Genomic DNA, 19,413 nt, shown 5'->3' with positions numbered 1-19,413 from the left:
AATTTATTCAAAGCTTGCTATAGTCACATCATCAAATTCATCCATATAATCGATAAGGCGTTCGTTGTGATTACCACGTTTAACTTTCATCTCAATGTTAGCCTCGAAGATTTCACCTTGTGAAGTACGACGGTCACGCAGTTCATAAGAATAGAGTTCGATGCAATCATCCTTTATCTGATCCACTACCCGTTTCACGCTTTCCTTTGTGGAAGCGGTGAAAGTGAGTTGTACCGTGGTAGTACCGAAAGTAGGAATAAAAGAATTCATTACTTCAAGACCGAAAAGCACCATTGCAGTAGCAATGGCGGCTGCAATATACATTCCTGTTCCGCAAGCCAGTCCGATGGCAGCTGTCACCCATAATCCGGCTGCCGTAGTAAGACCACGTACCACATTCTTTTGGAAAATAATGGTTCCGGCTCCAAGAAAGCCAATGCCAGATACCACTTGTGCCGCTACTCGTGATGAATCTTTCAAATCAAAACCAAACCCATATTGTGACACAACACAAAAGAGGGCACTACCCAATGCCACAAGAAAATGTGTACGGAAACCGGCCTCTTTTGAACGGTATTCCCGTTCTATTCCAATGACTCCTCCCAGTAAAAGAGCCACAAAAAGCCTGAGTGTTATTTCTAAAATCATATTCATTACCTATGTGTTTTAAAGTTTTTATTAAAAATAGTATCCCATATTTATGTTGAGTCGAACATTGGTCGCATTATCAGAACTTTGTGCAAAAGCGTTGTTCCAATCGTTTCCTATCCATGCGTGGTTGTGCCCGACAGCATAATCAACATAGACAAACACCGGTCCCATTGAAAGTGAACAGCCAGTCACGTTCTGAAAACTGTCTGTATATCCTCTAACACGTTTATGCAATAAACTGAAATCATTGTAAAGGCATATCTCATCCAGAAAACCCTTTCGGATAGGAATGTGATAAGCCAATGCCACAGAATAAATGTCCGCTTTGGATGCCACTTGGTAAGTTGCCCCAAAAGCCGCCATAGTGACTTGATGACGGGTATCCGTTGCTTCGCCCGTCAGGTGGATGTTGTAGGTGGCGCACTGCGCTTTGAAATTCCAACGCTTGTAATCAAGCACATAATGCAGTGTGGCAGCCCATCGGTGCCCCATTGACCCACTGTTGAGATTATAGACTCCACCCGCCAAAATGGAAGCACCCGCTTGATGTTTCCATTTATTCCCCCAACGGTAAGCGGCATGAATGTTACCTTGATTCACCTCTTTATGGTCTCCTGCAATGTCGTATGAATATCGGTCGGCTGTCAGTTCGGATTTGTCTCCGAAGTCTGTCAATCCTGAATTTTTGAAGAAAGCAGCCTGCACTTCCCATTGCCGGTTACGGAAAATGTATTTCAACCCCATATCTGCATCGTCTTCCAGTCCCACATAATATTGGATATTGAAAAAATAGTTGTTTGCCGTATAGGGCAAAATGCCGAACGGCACCGTGACAAGCCCCATTTGTAGTTGGTGGTTTTCATTAAACTGATACCCTAACCAACCTTGTCTCAACATTCCTCCTCCCGAAGAAGAAGGATAAAAACGATAGTCGGCTGAAAGTAGGAATTTACGGCAGGAAGCATCTACATTCAACCGAAATACATCAAACCCGAAATCTCCGCCACGTTTTCGGCACCCCGATTTCCAGTCCGAATAATTGTAATTGAAGCGAAGTGCTCCACCTATTTTAAATGCAGGTTTCTCTTTTGTACTGCTATCGGGAGCTTTTGCCTCGACTGGGATTATCCATCCGGCCATCAAAATAGCCATCAATAAATATATCTTTTTTTTCATCTACACTCTTAATCTTCGGTAATCGTATTTATACATTTTCGTTTCCTTGTCTTTGGGTATCCAACTGTCCACTAAAGCTCTGTTTTGTTTTATCCATTCCCTTACAGCTTCGCGTTCCGTTCCCCTTGTCTGCTCAATGGCACTCATCAACGAACTGATCTGCCGGTCTGTAAGATGAATGTTTCCCAATAATTCAGCAGCGAATGGATGTTCCTTGCTGAATCCGGTACGGGCAATCGCGCGGATATGTTCCGAAGTTCCATAGATTTTTTTCGGGTCGTCCAATACTTTGAGTTCGTAACGGTCGAACATCCAATGGGGTGTCCACCCGGTTACTACAATCCATTCCTTCTTTTTAATGGCCTTGTCAAGAAGTGCGGTCATGGCCGGACCGCTTGAAATCATCAACTTATAATCCAGATCGTAAGCAGGTATGGCCGCCTCCGTACATTTCATGATACCCGTGCCTGCATCAATGCCTACAATTTCTTGTTTGAAACGTTCGGTAAACTCCGGCAGTTCCTCTATGCTGTTAATGGGGACATAAGCCGGTACTACAAGACCGATACGGGCACTGTCGAACACTTGCCCCAATATTTCAAATTTTCCTTGATACTTTTCGAAATAGGGCTCATGCGTAACGGGAAGCCAACTGTCAAGAAACACGTCCGTCTTTCCACGCGCAAGTGAGGTAAATATGGGGGCGATGTCCGCATTAAGCAATTCAACTTGAAAACCCTGCTCCACGAGAATTTCACGGGCTAAGTGGGTCACTGCTATACCTTCCGCCCAGTTGGGATAAGCGATGCTTATTTTATTGGGGTTGATGACACACGAAGCCATCAGGAAACTACTGATAATGATTGCAATATATCTGGATGTTTTCATAAATCTATTGTGTTAAATATGATGATTATTTCCTTTGGGCGATGCCCTGAGTAATACGGTCTAAAATAATAGCCAGTATCACAACGGCAATGCCGCCTTCAAAGCCGAGTCCGATTTTCATTTGTGTGATGCCTTTCAGTACCACCTCTCCCAAGCCACCGGCTGAAATCATGGCAGACACCACTACCATGGAAAGTGCCATCATGATAGTCTGGTTAATGCCGGTCAATATGGTGGGTAAGGCCAAAGGCAACTGCACCTTGAAAAGTAATTGGCGGGGAGTAGCCCCGAACGATCGGGCAGCCTCTATTACATTTTTAGGTACTTGCCGTATGCCCAATCCCGTAAGCCGTACCACCGGAGGCATGGCAAAGATGATGGTGGCGAAAGCACCGGGAACCGTACCCAATCCGAAGAACAATACCGCAGGAATCAGATAGACGAAAGCAGGCATGGTCTGCATACAGTCTAGAACGGGACGGAGTATCCGGCTGCAGCGTCCACTTTTTCCCGACCAAATGCCGAGTGGGATTCCTATCAGCAATGCCATGCAAGTGGAGGAGAGCACTAAGGCGAGCGTCTGCATGGTTTCTTCCCAAAATCCCATACCCCATATCAGTAACAGTCCCAAAAGGGTGAAAACACCCATGCCTTTACCTGTTTTCCACCAAGCTAATAAAGCAGTCAGTGGAATAAAAATATAAAACGGGATGGTGTACAATGCCAGTTGAAAACTGTCGATAAAACTTTCTACGCCTACATTCAACGCATCAAAAAATCCCGCACCTTTCTTGGTCAGCCATTCGATGGCTGCTTCTATATAATAACCTATGTCTATCATTGTATATATCGTTATTTTTATTATAAATCAATTGCTTGTTGGATAATGTCGTTTATCTCTTCCTTATCCTTGCCGGTCACTTCCACAATGAGCGATGAAAGTGGAACCACTCCCTCAAATTCACGTTCTTCATTCACCACCCAAATAGGAGAGTTAGTCTTAGTCATCAGCGGAAGGATGTCTTCCACCACCGTGTCTGCGGTAATAGAATGAACCTCGCTCTTTATGACCGAAGCGATGTCTTTCACTTTCGCTTCACGCAACTTCACAAGGTCGCCTAACCGAACCTCGCCTTGCAGAATGCCGTTGGCATCCACTACGGGAAGTACGGTAAGTTTGCGCTCCTTCATTTTGCGTATCAACACCTCTGGCCCCTCCTTTTCCAAGCGAGCTACTACGGGTTTATCCACCATAATTGAAGAAGCGGTGACAATACGGCTGCGGTCCACATTTTCCACGAAGTTCTGCACATATTTATTGGCTGGCTCTGTCAGAATCTCCTCCGATGTCCCAATCTGCTCGATTTCACCATCACGCATGATAGCGATGCGGTCGCCCAACTTAATGGCCTCCTCCAAATCGTGGGTAATGAATACAATGGTTTTCTTCATTTTCGATTGTAAAGCCAGCAGCTCATCCTGCATCTGCACTCGAATCAGTGGGTCGAGAGCAGAGAATGCCTCGTCCATTAACAATACCTCGGGGTCATTTGCCAAAGCGCGTGCCAAACCAACACGTTGTTGCATACCGCCCGACAGTTCGTTTATCATCTGGTTCTCGTAACCATCAAGCCCCACAAGTTTCATGCTATCCAATGCTTTTTGTTCGCGTTCTTCCTTGCCTATACCTTGCAGCTCAAGGCCGAAAGCAATATTCTGCAACACGGTACGGTGGGGCAACAGCCCGAAATGTTGGAAGACCATGGCCAGTTCCTTGCGACGGACAGTACGCAGTTCCTCGTCGGTCATGGTGGCTATATTCTTGCCATTGACCGCAATTGCTCCAAAGGTGGGCTTGTTAAGTCGGTTGATGCAACGTAACAAACTGGATTTTCCACTTCCACTCAGCCCCATAATGACGAATATTTCACCTTCGTTGATGGTAAAGTTGGCACCGTTTACAGCGACAGTACATCCTGTTTCTTTCTTGATTTCCTGTTTGCTCTTTCCTTTCATCAGCATTTTGAACGCTTTGTTCCACTCACGACCGAAAATAAGGTAGAGCTTCATTACTTCTATTTTCTTTTTCTCATTCATAAATAAACCTTTCTTTCATTCGTTAATCTTTTCTCCGTCTGAATACAAAAATGATTTGAATGCCTATCTGTCAAACAAACAGGCACACGGAAATTTTATTGTCATTCCATGTGGAACAACAATCATTTCTTTTTTATTTTTAAAGAAAACAACCGCAATAGGGGCGATACTGATGAGCTTGAACCATGTGAGATAAACGGAACTATTTCCAACAAAGATTTGTCCTAATGATTCTGCCCTCTAAAGGCCTTTGTTGTACGGTATTTTGCAAAGATACGGAAAAATATGCAGTTAAACAAACATTATTGGCAGGCATCTGGGACTTTTACAAGCCCATACATAGTATGGATATTTCCTTAATATTTTTCAACGAATGGCAAAAGATGGCAAATAACCTGTATTTGTCGTTTTTTTCTTGTTTGTCAATCCTTTAAAGGCTAATTTTGCATTTTTATGTTAATTTGCTCTGTTCGTTTCATCATCAGAAAGAGCACAAAACCTATTTCAAAAATGAATATCCGACTGGAACCCAAAGAAATTACAGACGCTTATAGTACACCCATTGTTCAGCAAACCTCCTTTTGGTCAAAGGTAAAAGAACAACTTGGCATAAATTCCTACGCTTTTGATTACAGCGTGCGCAACAGTGACCTTTACACCCATGTAGGAGGTTATGCGCATACACAAGCGGACTTCATCATGTTTTTTCAGTACCTCAATCGTGAGGATTATATCGCTTATCTGCCATACGGTCCCGAGATAGAACCATCGGAAGAAAATCAGGGCGCTTTTCTGGAAGAACTTTCCGAATCGCTCCGTTCTTTCCTGCCCAAGCATTGCATAGCACTGCGTTATGACCTTAATTGGGAAAGCCATTGGTGCAAAACCGATGATTTTGACGAAGCAGGCCGTTGGATAGGACTTCCCAAGAAAGAGTTTCAAGAAATAAAACTCAACTATGGCACTTGCTGCCACAACTTGCGTAAAGCCAACACCAATATTCTGCCGGCCAATACCATCGTACTTGATTTGTTTGCCACAGAAGAGAAGATACTCGCACGGATGAAGCCCAAGACACGCTATAATATCCGGTTAGCATTGAAACGTGGAGTGGAAGTGCGTTCGGTGGGAATTGAAGGATTACGGATTTGGTACAGCCTCTATCAAGAAACTGCTTTTCGCAACGGGCTTCATTTGAACGACATCCAGTATTTCTATTCCATATTTGCTTCAAAGATGGAATGTGACGACCCTAAAGTAAATGTAAAACTGCTCATAGCCTATCATGACAACACTCCGTTGGCAGCGATGTTCCTGGTGCTCTCATCCCATCGGGCTACTTACCTCTATGGGGCTTCTTCGTCAGCTCACCGCAACCTGATGTCCACTTATGCCTTGCAATGGAGGGCTATACAGCTGGCGCGTGAGAACAATTGCTTGGAGTATGATATGTTCGGTATCGCTCCGTATGCCGATACCTCACATCCCATGTACGGGCTTTATAAGTTCAAACATGGTTTTGGCGGAGAAATCTATCATCAGTTGGGATGCTGGGACTATCCGTTAGAAGAGGATAAGTATCAATATTTTACAGCAAAGGAAATGAGTATGCAGGGATACTATTCTTAAAAAGTAAATCTCTGTGCGTATTTTACAAAAGTAGTTTTTAAGCTATACGTAATTTGGGGAACTATACGAAAACTGCTTCTTCAATCAAGAAGTATATACCTTCTCTATTCGGCTAAGTATAGTGAAATTACACTGCGAAATGTCACACTTGGAACCAATGAAGATTTACAAGCAAAAAAATTAAATGACAGAGCACAAGGTTAGAGAAAAATAATAGAACAAATATAGTACCTTTGCAGTGGCTTAGGCAGTGAGCCAAAATAGAAGTGGAATATCGGAAACAAACTGCACCGAAAAAGAAGAAACCGCTCGTATTGACGCCCCAAATGGATTAAAAATCAATAAAAGCGTTAAATCTTCACTCTTTAGAATGTACCCTTAAATGTTATGACCATATTTCTGACTTATTACTTTTAAATTATTGAGTAATAATCGGTTATAAATACAATTCATTTATTAAATAAATGAATTCTACCAACGAATATAGAAATATGAAAAACCATTTTTGTTTAAACCTATTCTTCTTACTATATTTGTTTTTTTGTGCTGGATGCAAGCAGCATATCTCAGATAGTGCTGCTAAGGCAAATGAGGCATTGTTTACTCAATTAGATAGTCTGATAGATAATTCTGATAAACTTATTTTGCAGAAAGAGGAGCGAATAGAGGCGTTGAAGCATTCACTAAGACAATCTAAGGCATTTGAGAAACAGTATGAACTTAATCAGGCTATTTATCAAGAATATCGCGTGTATGATGCAGATTCGGCTATGAAGTATACTACACAAAGCCTTGATTTAGCACGACAATATCATGATAAGAATCGTGAGATTGAATCTTTATTAGGTATTGGTTTTGTTTATACGGCTAATGGCTTGCTTAGTCAAGCCTCTGAAGTAATGCATTCACTCTGTTCTTCCAGTATGCCTCGCTACTTACGTTCGCGTTATTATGGTCAGATGCGTACTCTCTGCTCGCGGTTGCAACTCTATTCATTAGGTGATGATGCATTACATGAGCATTATGGTCAACTTTATGCGTTATATTCAGATTCAGTATTGCAGACGGCCACTCCTGACGAGCCACGCTACCTTTATAGCCGTGTGTGGAAATATCAAGATGTTCCCGGTGCACAACGTATTGCCATTAGGGATGAGTTGGAAAAGGAAAAACAACGTCTTCTACCTAATAGTCGTAATTATTCTATTTTAGCTTATAACTTGGCTCTACTTTATGAAAAAGAACACAACCATACCAAGTGGCTGGAAAATATGATTCTCTCAGGTATTGCTGATGTATATGCTGTGAATCGTGATATTGGTTCGTTGTATGCATTGGCTTCCTATTTATATGAACAAGGTCAGTTGGACCGAGCCTATCGTTATAGTACTTATTGTTCTGATATCGGTATAACTTTTAAGAGCCGTGTACGACTGCTTCATCAGCAGAAGTTGCAGAGAAGGATACATCAAAGCTACATTGAACGTGATCATATGCAACAGAAGCAGCTAAAGCTATTCCTTTTATTTATTAGTTTTCTCACTATTGTATTGCTGATAGCTCTTTTCTTTTTGAGAAGGCAAACAAGAAGACGTAGGAAAGCTTTGGTTGAGCTACATGTGGCCAATGGTAGATTGAAGAGTCTTAATAGTGAACTGCAAAAGCTCAATTTGGTTCTACGTGACACAAATTATATTAAGGAGGAGTATATTGGTCAGGTATTCAAACTTTGTTCATCCTATATTTGCCGTATGGAGGAGTATCGTAAAAAGTTAAACCGTAAATTAAAGGCTGGGCAACTTGAAGATTTAAAGAAGATGATTAGTTCTACTTCTACCATGAGCGATGAAATGAAGGATTTTTATGAGAAATTTGATTCCATTATTCTACATTTATACCCTGATTTTGTAGAGCACTTCAATAGTTTGCTACGTCCCGAAGAACATATTGAAGTGAAGTCTGGGCGGCTTAATACAGAACTTCGTATTCATGCTTTGATACGAATGGGGGTAACGGATAGTGAGAAGATTGCAGAATTTTTGCACTGTTCACTGCAAACCGTATATAATAATCGTTCTATAACTTTAAATAAATCTTCGCTCAGTAAGGAGGAATTTCTTCGAGCTGTGAAAGAGGTTTGTAAAAAGTAATTTGAAGACTGAGCGTTTCTCTCATTTTTTACCCACATGTATATAGATAATTGCCATTCAATAGCTTAATACTATCGAATGGCAATTATCTATATACATGTTTTTGATTACCGATTTAATTTAAATCACTACTGAAAATCTATTGAGTCTGTCTGTAATTGAAAGATAATCAGTGATATATAACTTTGTGAATTTACCAAATCCTCTACCTGTGAATATAATCGGTTGTTACATTGTCTAATTTTGCTCTCGAGATTTTTTACACACAAGTTCCTATTAACTTAAAAATGTAATTTATGAAAACCAGACAAAAATCGAGAGACGCAAGTGGTATTTTGCTTGTCTGTCTTATGTGGATGCTGTCACTTTCAAGCTCACTTCATGCACAGACATGGAATATTAACGGAAATGTGACAGATGAACAAGGAGAACCGATAATCGGTGCCAATGTAGTGATACAAGGTACGGGTACGGGCACCATTACCGATGTAGAAGGAAACTTTAAACTCGCTTCAGTGACTAAGGGGGCGGTAATGGAGATAAGTTTCATTGGGTATATATCCAAGACATTGCAGGTGAAAGACGCATCATCGTTAAAGATTGTACTGAAAGAAGATAACCAGGCACTGGATGAGGTGGTAGTAGTAGGTTATGGTGTACAGCGCAAAAGTGATCTTACAGGTTCGGTTGCTTCAGTTAACTCGGATGTACTTGAAAGTCGCCCACAAGCTAATTTGATTCAATCTTTGCAAGGAGCAGTTCCAGGATTGAATATTAGTGTGACGGGTAGTAATGCTGAAGGTTCGTCTACTACTACACGTATTCGTGGTAACAACTCCATTACGGCCGATAATAAACCTCTTGTTATTCTTGATGGAATACCTTTTGATGGTCCATGGTCGGAAATCAATCCCAATGATGTAGAGAGTATAGAAGTATTGAAGGATGCCTCTTCAGCAGCCATTTATGGTGCTCGCGGTTCTAACGGTGTAATCCTTATTACTTCTAAGCGCGGTAAGAAAGACAGATTGACGGTATCATACGATACTTATGTTACTATTGACCAGCCTATCAATTTACCTCGTATGATGAATGGCAAAGAATTCTATAAGTATAAATCTGAAGCTTTCAAGGCTACCAATACTACTCCTCCTACAGAAGAGAATCCTGAACCTTGGTTAGATAACTTTACTCCTACTGAATTAGCTATGTATGCTGCCGGTCAGAGTACTGATTGGATGAAGTTGGCAACACAGACCGGTATAAAACAACAGCATAACCTTTCTTTCCGTGGTGGAGCTAACAAAACCAGCTATTTCATTTCATTGAACTATACGGATGTGAAAGGAACTGCGGTAGGCAATGAGTTCAAGCGTTATAATGTACGTTTCAATCTTGATCAGGAGTTTAATAGTTGGTTGAAATTTTCTACTACTACACAGTTAGGTCGCTACGATCGTAGTGGTAGCAGTGCTTCTTTTTGGCGGGCTATAAAACAAGTTCCGTTGGGACGTGCTTATAACGAGGATGGTTCACTTACACTTTCTGCTACTGAGGACTCCTCTTCAGCTTTCAGCATTAATCCGTTGGGATCTCTTAATAATAAGACAAAAGATATTCGTGCAAAGGTTATCACTAATAATGTGCTTGAGGTAAAGTTTCCCTTTATTAAAGGGCTGAGCTATAAATTGAATACAGGCTTCACTTACCAAAACAGCTCCTATAAGAATTATCAAGGTTTGGATACCTACGAAGGAGCTAGTGCTAATGGCGTATTGAATACTGATGACTGGCATTCAGAAGAATGGATTTTGGAGAATATTATTTCTTATCAACGTGAATTTGGCAAACATCGTATATTTTTCACAGGATTATATTCTGCTCAAAGCAAGGAATATGAACAGAATACAATGGAAGGTAAGAATTTTCCCAATGATGTGATGTATTATTACCAGATTTCTAAAGCTGCCACAATGTCTGGTAATTCCAATTATTATAAAGAAAATCATATTTCACAAATGGGGCGTTTGAATTATACTTATGATGATCGTTACTTGTTGACTCTTACTGCTCGTCGTGATGGTTACTCCGCTTTTGGTGAAAGTTCTAAATTCGGCGTTTTTCCTTCAGCCGCTATTGGATGGAATATTTCCAATGAATCTTTTTTTAAAGACAAGCCTATAAGTGAAACCATTAGCAATCTGAAATATCGCTTGTCATGGGGTAAAAATGGCAATGAGGCTATCAGTGCTTATAGTACACTACCTAATCTTTCAACTTACAATTATCTGAATGATGATCATACTGCACAGTTTGGTTTCTATCCGTCGAAGTTAGCTTCGCCCGGTTTAGGTTGGGAAACTACTACATCTATTAATACTGGCTTTGATATTGCACTTTGGAATGGACGTATTCAGAGTTCATTTGATATTTATTGGTCTAAAACCAAAGATTTGCTGCTTTCCCGTTCTATTCCTACCATTAATGGTACTGGCTCTATTACTGAGAATCGTGGACAGACCCGTAATCGTGGTTTTGAATTCCAGATAACTTCTAATAACATTACACATAAGAGTTTTAGCTGGAGCACCTCTTTCAACCTCTCACACTATCGTTCGGAGATTGTAGATGTTGGTTTGTATGATGCTAATGGAAAGCCGGTTGATGATGTGGCTTCCAAGTGGTTTATTGGTGAACCTATCAATGTGAACTATGATTATAAAATTATCGGTGTATGGCAGATTGCTGATCCGTCTAACCCGACAGGGCAGCAAGATCCTAACTATCGTAATTCGTATCCTGGATATGTGAAATACCTTGATGTAGATGGTAACGATATTACAACGGCTGATAAGACTATTATAGGGTCGGCTATTCCTAAAGTAAATATGAGTTTGATGAACACTTTTGAGTACAAAAACTTCACTCTGAGTGTGTTCTTAACGGCTCAGTTAGGACAAACCCATCTGAATGCCTTGTATGATACAAGCCATAATTCATATCGCCAGAACCGTTTTTTGGTGGATTTTTGGACTCCAGAGAATCCTACGAATAGCTATCCGAAAAATAGTTTGAATAGTGATGTGAATCCAGAGGGAGCCAGTTTCTATGAAAAGACAGATTTCTTACGTATTTCCGACATTACATTGGGTTATAATTTCCCACAACAATGGTTGCGTCGTACTTTCATCAAACGGCTCAATCTTTACATGAACATTAAGAATTTGGCTACAATAACTGGCTGGACAGGTATGGATCCGGAATTTCTCAATGATCAATTGGCTGCTCCTCCAGTACGTTCGTTCACTTTTGGACTAAAGTTAGATATTTGATGAGAGTAATATATCATAAAAAGCTAAAATGAAATTGCACATATGAAAAAAATAACATATTTCAATGTCTTAGTGTTTACAGTATTATTGCTCACTATGGGCGGCTGTAATGAGGATAAGTTTCTTAAGGAAGATCCTCGTGATGCACTTTATCCTGAAAATTTACTTGTAGATTACAATGGGTTTAAATCGATGATAACGCCTCTTTATGGTCTTATGCGTGCAGAGTATCGCCGTGCTGATGCAATGGGAGGAAGTATTGCGCTCTGTCTGCATTCTGCCTGGGGTGGAGGGGTAGATAATTCATGGGCCAATAATAGTCATGCGGAAATGAAGTTCCTCTACAATCCCAAAGAGATAACTTACACTGATCTTGCTATTTGGAATAATATTTTCCAGTGGGGATATCGTATCATCAACACTGCCAATATGGTTATCTCAAGAGCTGACAATGATGGCATTAACTGGGGAAGTGGTGCTGATGCTGAAAATCGTAAAAATGAGGTGTTGGCCGAAGCTCGCTTCTTCCGTGCTTGGGCTTACCGTCACCTTACCTATTCATTTGGTGCAGTGCCCCTTTCAACACAAGAAATTACAGGATTGAATTATCGTGATGATTGGGACCGTGCTTCCTTGAGTAGTATTCGCGAAGTGATGGCAGAAGATTTCCAGTTTGCAGTCGATAACCTTCCTTTGCGTACATCTAATAATAGTAAAGTCTCTGGTGCTGTGGCACGTCACTATTTGGGTGAACTTTATTTGGCAGAAGGTAATGCTGAAAAAGCAGTTTCAGTACTGAAACCATTAGTGGAAAGTGGAGAATATTCCCTTATAAATCAACGCTTTGGTAGTAATGCTTCCAATGATGGATGTCCTTTTATTGACGTATTTTATACTCCTATGTATGCTGATGGAAATACGGAGGTGTTACTGGCTTTCATTAACACAGAAGAGGAGAATAGTGCCTATGGTACTGCAAATGTCTATATGACTACAACTTATAAGAACTATTATGCTAATGATGGCGATTGTAAAAAGACAAACCAGCATAATCCGGACTATATCAATAACGGTGGTGAAGGTTCATTTGCACAAGTCTTTTGGCAAGCTAATGGTGGTAAGGGAGCCGGACGTGTAGTTCCTTCCAGAGGAGCACTTCGTTTGTACAATTATAAAGGAATGGGAGAACAAGATGACCGTGTATCTGCCAATGCTATCGTATGGAGTATTAATGATGTAGATGCTGCCGGCAATGTAACCAAGGTATTTGATTTAGGTGGTACTGCACTTATTGATACTACGGTTAATGCAGCCATGCTAACTTCTACTTCCATTAAAAAATATGATTGGCCTACTACTCGTAAATGGGATTATACTCCACCTATTTTGGCTAATGCAGCTAATGATGGACACTATGCGGACATTGTTTATTTACGTTTGGCAGATACATATTTACTTTATGCAGAGGCTCTTTACAAGAGTAATCAAGTAGGCGAGGCCATTAAATGGATAAATAAAGTACGTAATCGTTCCAATGCTGTAAGTATTACTGAAGATGATCTTAGAATCGGTGGTATGGATTTCATTCTTGATGAACGCAGCCGTGAACTGCTTACGGAGGAAGAACGTCGTCATACATTGGTACGTGTTTGCCAAGAAAATGGTGGTGACGAACGTGATACCAATAACTATTTCAAACGTCGCATGCGTGAACTCAATGAGATAGCTGGTATTGCAGGACGTGGTATGGATGAATATGAAACTCCTGTCCTTTTCCCGCTGCCGCAATCATTCATTGATGCCAATACTGGTAATCCTTTGGAAAATAATCCGGGGTATTGATAGATAATAGTCAGATATAAATACCGCATATAAACGGCTTTGTATATATCGGTGTTTATATCTGATTTAGATTCATATATTCAAAAGAAAACAAAAACTTAATATCTTGATACATCATGTCCGAATTGGCTTTCATTTTTAGTCTTCTTATGGTAGGGATTACAGCGGTAGGTCTTTATCGTAAGCTCAATCCTCAAGGTCTTTTGATGCTTTCCGGTTTATTAATGCTTACAGCTGCTTTTTTCATGCAAGTGCATTCGGTAGTACCTAGTGAAGCTACGGGAATGGTGGTGTTTGATTTGGTAAGGATGATAGAGGAAGTTTTTCTTTCTAATTTGGCGCGTGCAGGGTTTATGATAATGACAATTGGCGGTTATGTAGCTTTCATGAATAACATAAAGGCTACTAATGCATTGGTCTATATTTCCATGAAGCCATTAGGTCTTTTTCGACGTTATCCTTATTTGGCGGCTACTATAGTTGTTCCTATTGGACAATTACTTTTTATTACTACTCCTTCAGCTGCCGGATTAGGATTGTTGCTTGTGGCTTCGGTTTATCCTGTTTTAATTAGTTTGGGAGTAAGCCAACTTACAGCATTGTCAGTCATTGCCGCTGCTACTCTATTTGATCAGGGACCGGGGTCGGCAAATACTGCTATGGCTGCCGAATTGATAGGACAATCCAATGTGGAATATTTCATCACTCATCAACTTCCTTTAGTAATTCCTACTTCCTTGGTTGTAATGGTACTCTTCTATTTCAATAACCGTTATTTTGATAAAAAAGATGCAAAGAAACAGCAGGATGGCATATTGCAGGTGTCAAAGGTGACTGCAACCTCATCAGTAGAAAAACCGGATGTTCCATTGGCTTTTGCGCTGCTCCCGGTATTACCTTTGGCTCTTCTCATTTTCTTTTCACCTTTTGTGGGACTGTTTCAGCCTACTGTAACATTGGGTACCACTACTGCTATGCTTTTTTCTCTGTTCTTATCATTGGTATTTGTGTTGTTTCATACTCGTAGTGTGCGTACTACTTTTAACGCTTTTGCAAGTTTTTGGAAAGGCATGGGAAATGTGTTTACTTCAGTTGTAACATTGATTGTAGCTTCAGAAGTTTTCTCTAAAGGACTGATTGGTTTGGGATTTATTGATTCATTGGTGGGTTATTCCTCTCATATCGGACTTTCGGGATTAGCTATTGCCGCAGTCTTTACTCTCATTATTTTTGGAGCTGCCATGCTGATGGGAAGTGGCAATGCAGCCTTTTTTTCATTTGGTCCTTTATTGCCGGGTATAGCCACTCAGCTTGGTTTGCCGGTTTTTTCATTGATACTTCCTTTGCAGTTGGCGGCAAGCATGGGACGTGCCGCATCTCCTATTGCCGGAGTCATTGTTGCCATTGCCGGGGTAGCCGGTGTGTCATCAGTGGAGTTGGCAAGGCGTAATACATTTCCTTTAATAGGAGGAATTGTTTTCTTGATACTTTATCATCTTATTACTTTCTAAAATTAATCGATAGCTATGTTTACATTGATAAAGAATGCAAATTTATATGCTCCTGCCTATCTTGGTAAAACAGACATTTTGCTATGCGGAGAAAAGATTGCGCATATTTCAAAGACAATTGAACTGAATGAATCATTTTGCCATACTATTGATGTACAAGGTAAAATTGTTACTCCGGGATTTATAGACCAGCATGTACATATTACTGGTGGAGGAGGGCAACAAGGTTATGCCTCATTAGTCCCCGAGGTGACTATGAGCGAACTGGTGGCATGTGGTACTACTACTGTATTGGGTATGCTTGGTACTGATGGATTTGCCAAAGAACTTACTACGCTTTATGCCAAGGCCAAAGCTATTGACGATGACGGATTGTCGGCTTATATGCTGACAAATTATTACGGATTGCCTACCAAAACATTGATGAATAGTGTGGCTGACGATCTTATCTTCATAGATAAAGTTATTGGCTGTAAGCTGGCGATGAGTGATGACCGTAGTCCGTTTCCGACAGAGCAAGAGATATTGCGTATTATACATCAGGTACGTTTAGGGGGATTTACATCTGGTAAAGGAGGAATTCTCCACATTCATTTGGGAGCACTTCCGGAAGGTATTGAGCCCTTACTCAATATTGCTCGTCACTATCCTACACTGATATCTTATCTGTCTCCTACTCATCTGATACGTACTGAAGCTCTTTTTATGCAGGCTGTAGAATTTGGTAAATTAGGTGGAATGATTGATTTTTCGACTGGTGGCTCAAAGTTTGATACTCCCCATCGTTGTGTGATACGTGCATTGCAAGCTGGTGTCCCCCTTGATCGCATTACTTTTTCTAGTGATGGCCATGGTGGCGTACGCAGAGTGAATCCTGAAACTGGAGAAATATCTTATCGTCCTGCTCCTTTGAATTTAAATTTCAAGGAGGTAGTTGCATTAGTCAATGAGGAGGGGGTACCATTGGAACAAGCGATTACATTGATAACATCCAATCCGGCTCGTAATCTGAAATTACGAGCTAAAGGTATTGTGGCACAAGGAGCAGATGCAGACTTGTGTTTTTTGGCGGAAGATTTGCAGCTTACAGATGTCATTGCCCGTGGTAAATTTGTAATGCAAGATGGTACAATAGTAAAGAAGGGAAGGTACGAATTATGAAGAAGCTGATTATATTTTATATTGGATTCCTCTGTATTTGTTTATCTGCAATAGCGAAACAGACTTTGGAAAGGCCAAGAGGTGAACATTTCTTCACTTATAGTCAATACCCTCCTTTTGCCGATCGCCCGGTAGATGTACATTATTATATACCTTCCCAGGGGGATATTAAACAAATGCCTATTGTATTTGTCTTTGAAGGAGGAGACCGCGGTTATCGTTATCTTTTGGACGGTTGGAAAGAAGAAGCGGAGAGAAAGGGTTTTATGCTTTTTATACCTCACTTTGATTTGAAATCTTATCCTTTGGCAGACTATCAGGAGGTGGGGGTGATGAATGCTGCCCATACAGTAGCTAATGCTCCCGAAAAAATTACACCAGTGTTGGTTGATAAACTATTTGAATATGTGCGTCAATTTACGGGAAGCATGCGCAAAGGATATATGATTTATGGTCATTCTGCTGGTGGGCAATTCGTACAGCGTTTCATGCTTTTTCACGATAGTCCTTATGTGGAAAAAGCTATTATAAGTTCTCCCGGTTGGTATACTTTTCCAGATTTGGCCCAGACATATCCTTATGGTACGGCTGGTATCCCCTATATTTCATCTGAACAGATAAAAAAATACTTGTCAAAACCTATCATACTACAGCTGGCTTTGGGAGATACGATACGTGAGTCTTTTCTACGCAAGACTCCTGAAGCTGAACGACAAGGACGAAACCGTATGGAGCGTGGGCGTAGTTTCTGGCTTTATATTCACCAGTTGGCTGCATCCCGTGGTTGGGAATGTCATTGGCGCAAGATAGAAGAGTGCGGCATCGGGCATGAGGCTGTCCCTATGGGGAAACAAGCTGTGCCATTATTGACGACAGATTCTTTACGGGTACTTTTTATAGGTAATAGCTATACTTTTTTTAATCGTTTGCCATGGCAAGTCCAATCGTTAGCATCCTCATGTGGAAAAAAAATATCAGTGCGCCAGGTTGCTAACCCTGGTTGGTACTTGAGACAGCATGCAGCCAATACGCAAACATTAGAGGCGATTCGTGAAGGAGGATGGGATTATATGGTGATGCAGGAACAGAGCAAGGCACCTACTCGTGAAAAGGAATGGGTAAAGAAGAATGTATTCCATCCTGCGGCGCAGTTAGATAGTTTACGCCGTCTTTATGCCCCAAAAGGGAAAAGTGTCTGTTATATGACATGGGGGCGTAATAATGATACTTATGAAGGAATGCAGCAGCAACTTACGGAAAGCTATTTGGAGATGGCTGATGTCCTTGATGCTTATTGTGCTCCTGTGGGTGAGGCATGGAGACGTGTACGTAGAGAGTGTCCAAGTTTGCAGTTGTATAATTCTGATGGCAGCCATCCTAGTCCTGCAGGCAGTTATCTGGCGGCTTGTGTCTTTTATGCAATTTTTTTTGGTGAGCCTTTTAGCAGCGATTATTATGCAGGTCTACCGTCTGAAACAGCTCTTTATTTACAGAGGATAGCACAAGAAGTGGTATTAGCTAATCTTGTGTTATGGAATAGAAATCAGTCGAAGCAACCTGCCGGAGTAACTGCAAGTTTCTATCCTAACCCCAAATTTGACCGTGAGACACCTACTCTAAGTAAACCTTACGGTAGCGGATTGGCATCGGTTGATGAGATAAAGGACTATTTACAACAATTGGTTGTACGTTCTCCGGGTTTGGCATATATGGAGAATATTGGTGTAACCAAACAAGGACGTACCATTCCGGTACTTTATTTGGGTACTCCCGACAAGAAGAAGGTAAGGGTATGGATTCAAGCGGCACTGCATGGTAACGAGCCGGCAGGTGCTGAGGCTGTATGCATGCTTGTCCGTTACTTACTTTGTGAAAAAGAAGGACGTGAATTGCTGAATCATATAGCTGTGGCTTTGGTTCCTATAGCCAATGTTGATGGTTATGCCATTCAGCAACGTCGTTCAGCCGATGGCTACGATTTGAATCGCGATCAGAGCAAATTAGAGGATGCTGTCACTTTGCTGTTGAAGCAGTCCTACCAGCAATGGAATCCGGACGTAGCTCTTGATATTCATGAATATGCACCTTTACGTCGTGAGTTTAACTTATTACGTGGAGTGCCGACAGCAAATGCTGCTGATGTACTTTTTTTACCTACCGGACATCTTAATGCGCCTTTAGCTTTACGTATGCTGTCTGAAGAACTTTTTCGTCGTGAGGCAGAGGTCGTTTTAAATAGTGCCGGTTATACTTCCGGTTTCTACTTCACTCCCCGTGTGGCAGATGGTTCCCTTGTTCTTGTAAAAGGTGCCAAAAGTCCGCAGTCCAGTTCTACTTTTCAAGCATTGACGGGGGCTGTATCGCTTTTTGTCGAAATAAGAGGTATTGGATTGGGACCGGAGTGTTTTGCACGTCGTAGTGAGTGCGGTTTCTTGGTGGCACGGCAAACGTTGGTTACTGCTGCGCAACATCGTGCTTCAATTAAACGTAAGATAGAACAAGCCAGGAAGCGCACCTTGAAAGCTACTGAACCGATATATGTTACTTTCACTTCGGATACTGTACGTCATGTAGTCTCTTTTATCGATTATAAGGCCAATGAACTGTTTAAGACTGAACTGCCAACCCTTGATGCCATGCAAGTAACACCTCAATTGGTGCGTACTCGCCCTAAGGCTTATCTGCTCGATGCTCTCTGTACAGAAGCAGTATGTAAGCTTCGAGCGTTGGGTGTACACATTGAGCAAGTTACCCGTGTACAAAAAGCAAAAGTTGAGCGTTACAAAGTAACCCGTCTGTATCGTGCAGAGAAGGAATGGGAGGGGATTCATCCGGTAAATGTAGAAACGGATGTCTATGAAGATAATGTAGAACTTCCAATAGGTAGTTGGTTGGTACCTTTGGCACAACCTTTAGGAAATTTGGTTGCCACGTTGCATTAGTGTCCCGTTAAAATGGGACGAGTTAAACAATTAA

General features: G+C 41.2%; 12 protein-coding genes. 7 read left to right on the top strand and 5 right to left on the bottom strand.

The features are described from left to right. Positions 1 to 3: 3 nt before the first annotated feature. Genes DW096_RS14430 through DW096_RS14410 form a run of 5 tightly spaced genes read right to left on the bottom strand, consistent with a single transcriptional unit; the run spans position 4 to position 4,812 of the window. On the bottom strand, positions 4 to 654 hold the full coding sequence (locus DW096_RS14430; protein ID WP_055205182.1) for an MgtC/SapB family protein: 651 nt from the start codon (positions 652 to 654) through the stop codon (positions 4 to 6). 24 nt (positions 655 to 678) lie between these two features. Beyond that, a complete protein-coding gene (locus tag DW096_RS14425; protein ID WP_055205183.1) occupies positions 679 to 1,827 on the bottom strand; it encodes a hypothetical protein in 1,149 nt (382 codons plus the stop codon). Next, entirely contained in the window at positions 1,828 to 2,715 is an 888-nt protein-coding gene (locus tag DW096_RS14420) for a glycine betaine ABC transporter substrate-binding protein (protein ID WP_055205184.1), read from the bottom strand. It abuts the gene before it with no gap. A 25-nt stretch (positions 2,716 to 2,740) separates the two neighbouring features. Further along, a complete protein-coding gene (locus tag DW096_RS14415) occupies positions 2,741 to 3,556 on the bottom strand; it encodes a proline/glycine betaine ABC transporter permease (protein ID WP_055205185.1) in 816 nt (271 codons plus the stop codon). Positions 3,557 to 3,576: 20 nt separating this feature from the next. After that, positions 3,577 to 4,812, bottom strand: coding sequence for a glycine betaine/L-proline ABC transporter ATP-binding protein (locus DW096_RS14410; RefSeq protein WP_055205186.1), 1,236 nt, complete (start codon positions 4,810 to 4,812; stop codon positions 3,577 to 3,579). 510 nt (positions 4,813 to 5,322) lie between these two features. On the opposite strand from DW096_RS14410, the gene DW096_RS14405 reads away from it, so the two are divergent. The 7 genes from DW096_RS14405 to DW096_RS14375 all read left to right on the top strand — a co-directional run bounded on the left by DW096_RS14405 (position 5,323) and on the right by DW096_RS14375 (position 19,379). After that, positions 5,323 to 6,441: a peptidoglycan bridge formation glycyltransferase FemA/FemB family protein gene (locus tag DW096_RS14405; RefSeq protein WP_055205187.1), complete on the top strand. Its 1,119-nt coding sequence runs from the start codon at positions 5,323 to 5,325 to the stop codon at positions 6,439 to 6,441. A gap of 491 nt (positions 6,442 to 6,932) precedes the next feature. Continuing rightward, positions 6,933 to 8,591, top strand: a complete 1,659-nt coding sequence (locus tag DW096_RS14400; protein ID WP_035449344.1) for a DUF6377 domain-containing protein — start codon at positions 6,933 to 6,935, stop codon at positions 8,589 to 8,591. Between the two features lie 296 nt (positions 8,592 to 8,887). Continuing rightward, positions 8,888 to 11,923, top strand: coding sequence for a TonB-dependent receptor (locus DW096_RS14395; RefSeq protein ID WP_117680579.1), 3,036 nt, complete (start codon positions 8,888 to 8,890; stop codon positions 11,921 to 11,923). A 42-nt stretch (positions 11,924 to 11,965) separates the two neighbouring features. Next, the gene (locus DW096_RS14390; RefSeq protein ID WP_022401142.1) at positions 11,966 to 13,765 is read left to right on the top strand and encodes a RagB/SusD family nutrient uptake outer membrane protein; all 1,800 of its coding nucleotides are present in this window, start codon (positions 11,966 to 11,968) and stop codon (positions 13,763 to 13,765) included. 116 nt (positions 13,766 to 13,881) lie between these two features. Further along, positions 13,882 to 15,276: a C4-dicarboxylate transporter DcuC gene (gene dcuC / locus DW096_RS14385; protein WP_118931267.1), complete on the top strand. Its 1,395-nt coding sequence runs from the start codon at positions 13,882 to 13,884 to the stop codon at positions 15,274 to 15,276. A 15-nt stretch (positions 15,277 to 15,291) separates the two neighbouring features. After that, positions 15,292 to 16,437: a beta-aspartyl-peptidase gene (iadA, locus tag DW096_RS14380; RefSeq protein ID WP_118931266.1), complete on the top strand. Its 1,146-nt coding sequence runs from the start codon at positions 15,292 to 15,294 to the stop codon at positions 16,435 to 16,437. Beyond that, positions 16,434 to 19,379 (top strand): M14 family metallopeptidase, encoded by a 2,946-nt coding sequence (locus DW096_RS14375; RefSeq protein ID WP_118931265.1) that lies wholly within the window; start codon positions 16,434 to 16,436, stop codon positions 19,377 to 19,379. The genes iadA and DW096_RS14375 overlap by 4 nt, the downstream gene beginning before the upstream one ends. Positions 19,380 to 19,413 lie beyond the last annotated feature (34 nt).

The sequence above is a fragment of the Bacteroides sp. AM07-18 genome (genome assembly GCF_003602695.1).
GTDB lineage: Bacteria > Bacteroidota > Bacteroidia > Bacteroidales > Bacteroidaceae > Bacteroides > Bacteroides uniformis.
The sequence above is the reverse complement of the archived record's forward strand: the minus strand, read 5'-3'. Positions and strand labels throughout refer to the sequence as shown.

What these genes read in the sequence shown, in the direction of transcription:
- DW096_RS14430 (WP_055205182.1), bottom strand. Translation starts at nt 654, where the DNA reads ATGAATATGATTTTAGAAATAACACTCAGGCTTTTTGTGGCTCTTTTA.
- DW096_RS14425 (WP_055205183.1), bottom strand. Translation starts at nt 1,827, where the DNA reads ATGAAAAAAAAGATATATTTATTGATGGCTATTTTGATGGCCGGATGG.
- DW096_RS14420 (WP_055205184.1), bottom strand. Translation starts at nt 2,715, where the DNA reads ATGAAAACATCCAGATATATTGCAATCATTATCAGTAGTTTCCTGATG.
- DW096_RS14415 (WP_055205185.1), bottom strand. Translation starts at nt 3,556, where the DNA reads ATGATAGACATAGGTTATTATATAGAAGCAGCCATCGAATGGCTGACC.
- DW096_RS14410 (WP_055205186.1), bottom strand. Translation starts at nt 4,812, where the DNA reads ATGAATGAGAAAAAGAAAATAGAAGTAATGAAGCTCTACCTTATTTTC.
- DW096_RS14405 (WP_055205187.1), top strand. Translation starts at nt 5,323, where the DNA reads ATGAATATCCGACTGGAACCCAAAGAAATTACAGACGCTTATAGTACA.
- DW096_RS14400 (WP_035449344.1), top strand. Translation starts at nt 6,933, where the DNA reads ATGAAAAACCATTTTTGTTTAAACCTATTCTTCTTACTATATTTGTTT.
- DW096_RS14395 (WP_117680579.1), top strand. Translation starts at nt 8,888, where the DNA reads ATGAAAACCAGACAAAAATCGAGAGACGCAAGTGGTATTTTGCTTGTC.
- DW096_RS14390 (WP_022401142.1), top strand. Translation starts at nt 11,966, where the DNA reads ATGAAAAAAATAACATATTTCAATGTCTTAGTGTTTACAGTATTATTG.
- dcuC (WP_118931267.1), top strand. Translation starts at nt 13,882, where the DNA reads ATGTCCGAATTGGCTTTCATTTTTAGTCTTCTTATGGTAGGGATTACA.
- iadA (WP_118931266.1), top strand. Translation starts at nt 15,292, where the DNA reads ATGTTTACATTGATAAAGAATGCAAATTTATATGCTCCTGCCTATCTT.
- DW096_RS14375 (WP_118931265.1), top strand. Translation starts at nt 16,434, where the DNA reads ATGAAGAAGCTGATTATATTTTATATTGGATTCCTCTGTATTTGTTTA.